Below are 3,081 nucleotides of genomic sequence, written 5' to 3' on the forward strand. Positions count from 1 at the left end.
GCTGGACAATCGAATCGCTCAGCTCTTCGTGTTCTTTATTTCGTACGAAGTGCGTAAGTCTCATACGGCGTTGAACGGGCGCGACTTTCGCTTTTGTTCATTTATCGTAATAATCCTAAGTTGAACAAGGAAAAATGTAGGTAGAGTTTATAAGAAGGAAGGAGAACGTTGATGTTTCTTAAACAGAACATATTTCGAAAGTTATTAACCGGTGTAGTGGCAACCACCGCCATTCTTTACATGGCATCACCTGTGCTAGCAGCAAATGTTACATCAGATAATTTCACTCTTACACTTATGCATACGAATGATACGCACGCCCATTTAGATCAAATTGCGAAAAGAGTAACAGCGGTTAAGGAGGTTAGAGCGAAGAAACCAAATGCATTGTTAATTGATGCTGGAGACGTGTTCTCGGGAACGTTATATTTCAATGAATTTAAAGGACAAGCAGATTTAACATTCATGAATCTAATGCAATATGATGTTATGACATTTGGTAACCATGAATTCGATTTAGGAGCTACTTCAGAAGGCCATAAAGCTTTATCTGATTTCGTAAAGGGAGCATCTTTTCCCTTCGTCAGTACGAATGTCGATTATAGTAAAGATCAATATATGAAAGGCTTATATGAAGATTCTATTTCGAGTAATCCGAAGCAAGGGACTATTTATAAAGGGATTGTTAAAACAATAAATAGTGAAAAGGTTGGAATCTTTGGTTTAACAACAGAGGAAACAATCCAAAGTTCAAGCCCGGTGAATATTACATTTAGCAATTATATTGAAGAAGCAAAGGAAGCTGTTGCATCCTTTGAAAAACAAGGTATAAATAAAATCATGGCTGTTACACATATCGGCTATGATGATAATGTAAAATTTGATAATGACCGCATGCTAGCAAGTGCGGTCGAGGGAATTGATATTATTGTCGGAGGGCATTCACATACACAGTTAAATGAACCAGTCGTTATAGATACCGACTTAAAAGGGGATAAGAAAGATATAACGATAATCGTCCAAGCCTACCAATATAATGATTTCTTAGGAACGGTCGATGTTGATTTTAATAGAGAAGGTAAGATAGTTGGTCATTCTGGTAGGTTAATTAAGCTAGCGGATCAAAAGGAAGATTTAGAAGCTGTTGTGAAGCTTAAACCATATGTGAATAAAATCGCTATTGTAAAAAACACGCCGTCAGGTGCAACAGCAATGAAGACTTTAAAGGCTGTAGGTGTTAGGAAAAATGAAACCAAATTGGGGAACTTACTAACTGATGCCATGCTGGACCAAGCCAAAGAAATAGACAAGGATATCGTTATTGCTTTTCAAAATGGTGGAGGTATTCGTTCAGCTATCAATCAAGGCGAAATTACTTTAGGTGATATTTTGACTGTACTCCCGTTTGGTAACACGTTAGTATCAATGAAGCTGACAGGGGCTGAAATTCAAGAAGCATTAGAGCATAGTGTGAGCAATTATCCAAAGGAAAACGGTGGATTTTTACATGTATCAGGTATGAAGTTTATATTTGATAGTTCTAAACCAGTCGGTAGTCGCGTACAAAAAGTTGAAGTAAAAGGGAAAGATGGCGTGTATACTACGTTACAAAAAAGCTCTAAATATAGAATCGTAACACATGCGTTTACTGCTAAGGGCGGCGATGGCTGCCCAGTTTTCAAGCGAGCATATGATGGCGGGAGAGTAAATGATCTTGGTTTATCGGATTGGGAGAATGTAAGAAGATATATGGAGAAATTAAAAAATGTTAATCCGAAAATCGAAGGAAGAATTATTGACTTGAATGAATCTATTTTACAAGAAAAGAAATAAAAAAAGACTACCTAAACAGGTAGTCTAATTAAAGGGGGATACTATGGAAAGTTCATCATACTCGCAGTATATCCAGTGCACGAGCACTTTATACTTACATGATGAAAATAATTACTGATCCCACTTGTAAGTCCAGAAGCTCTCAATATGAAGCCGTTTGATTACTTCTGGATCACGTTGCTCAATTTTTGCGCTCCAACCGGCTGTCAATAGTTGCGTCTGAGAGCGGTGTGCTTGAAGTGCAGCTAGTTTTGTAGCTTGAAAAGCACTTACATTATTTACGATATCTGGTTCGCCTAGTTCCTCTAGACAATTGCTTGAGAATGCAACTGCATGTAATGTAGGACGACTTTCTTTCGGCATTCTTCCTAGAGCTTCTACAACAGCACTTCCTGTTGCGTCATGGTCAGGGTGGACGCTATAACCTGGGTAGAATGAAATAACTAAAGAAGGTTTCAGCTCATTAATGGCATCTGTAACAATGCCAATTAGTTTTTCTTCATCTTCAAATTCAATCGTTTTATCTCGAAGTCCCATCATACGCAAATCGGAAATTCCCATAACAGCAGCTGCATCCTGAAGTTCTTTTTTGCGGATTTTTGGAAGTTCTTCACGAGTTGTAAATGGTGGGTTACCTAGATTTCTTCCCATTTCTCCTAATGTTAAACAAATGTATGTTACAGGTGTTCCTTGAGCGACAAATGATGCGATTGTTCCTGAAACACCGAACGCTTCATCATCTGGATGAGGGAACACAACAAGTACATGGTTTTCTTTACGCATTGTTTTTCCTCCTCTCTTCTTATTCAAAAGGTGTTTCGCTTATTTGTAATGCAACAGCTAAACGACCATTTTCATCTAACCCAGCTAGAAGTAATCGATTTTGATCGTCTATCATAAAATGGGTAACTCCTTCTGCATAAACCCATCCTAAGGAAAGTTTTAATCCTACTCGATAAGGACCTTCTCCTTTAATCTTTCCATGCTCATATTGAACAAGAGCATTTCGAATATATGCACCTGCAGAATAAGTGCCACCACCGAAGTGTGTAGCATATGCTCCGTTAGTTGTTTCTAGATGGATATATACATCTTTTTGCTGAAAAGAATCAATGGCTTCTTGAACAGCTAAAGGTACAATTGGCTTCATAATATAAACCTCCTTATTCCTAATTAATTCAACTCATTTATTGTAGATTCCCCAATGTAAATCCAAGGGTAGATAACGTTATATGGATGATAGAATAT

At 37.7% G+C, this 3,081-nt stretch carries 3 protein-coding genes; 1 reads left to right on the plus strand and 2 read right to left on the minus strand.

Annotated features, from left to right (window positions below; all coding sequences use genetic code 11):
• The first annotated feature begins 171 nt into the window (after positions 1-171).
• A complete protein-coding gene (locus V7014_RS12130) occupies positions 172-1,833 on the plus strand; it encodes a bifunctional metallophosphatase/5'-nucleotidase (RefSeq protein ID WP_335507437.1) in 1,662 nt (553 codons plus the stop codon).
• A 111-nt stretch (positions 1,834-1,944) separates the two neighbouring features.
• Here the strand turns inward: V7014_RS12130 and bshB2 are convergent, their stop codons facing one another.
• Entirely contained in the window at positions 1,945-2,616 is a 672-nt protein-coding gene (gene bshB2, locus V7014_RS12135; RefSeq protein ID WP_335507439.1) for a bacillithiol biosynthesis deacetylase BshB2, read from the minus strand.
• A gap of 19 nt (positions 2,617-2,635) precedes the next feature.
• Entirely contained in the window at positions 2,636-2,983 is a 348-nt protein-coding gene (locus V7014_RS12140) for a YojF family protein (RefSeq protein WP_335507441.1), read from the minus strand.
• Positions 2,984-3,081: the final 98 nt, after the last annotated feature.

Source organism: Bacillus sp. JJ722 (genome assembly GCF_036963345.1).
Taxonomy (GTDB): domain Bacteria; phylum Bacillota; class Bacilli; order Bacillales; family DSM-1321; genus Bacillus_AD.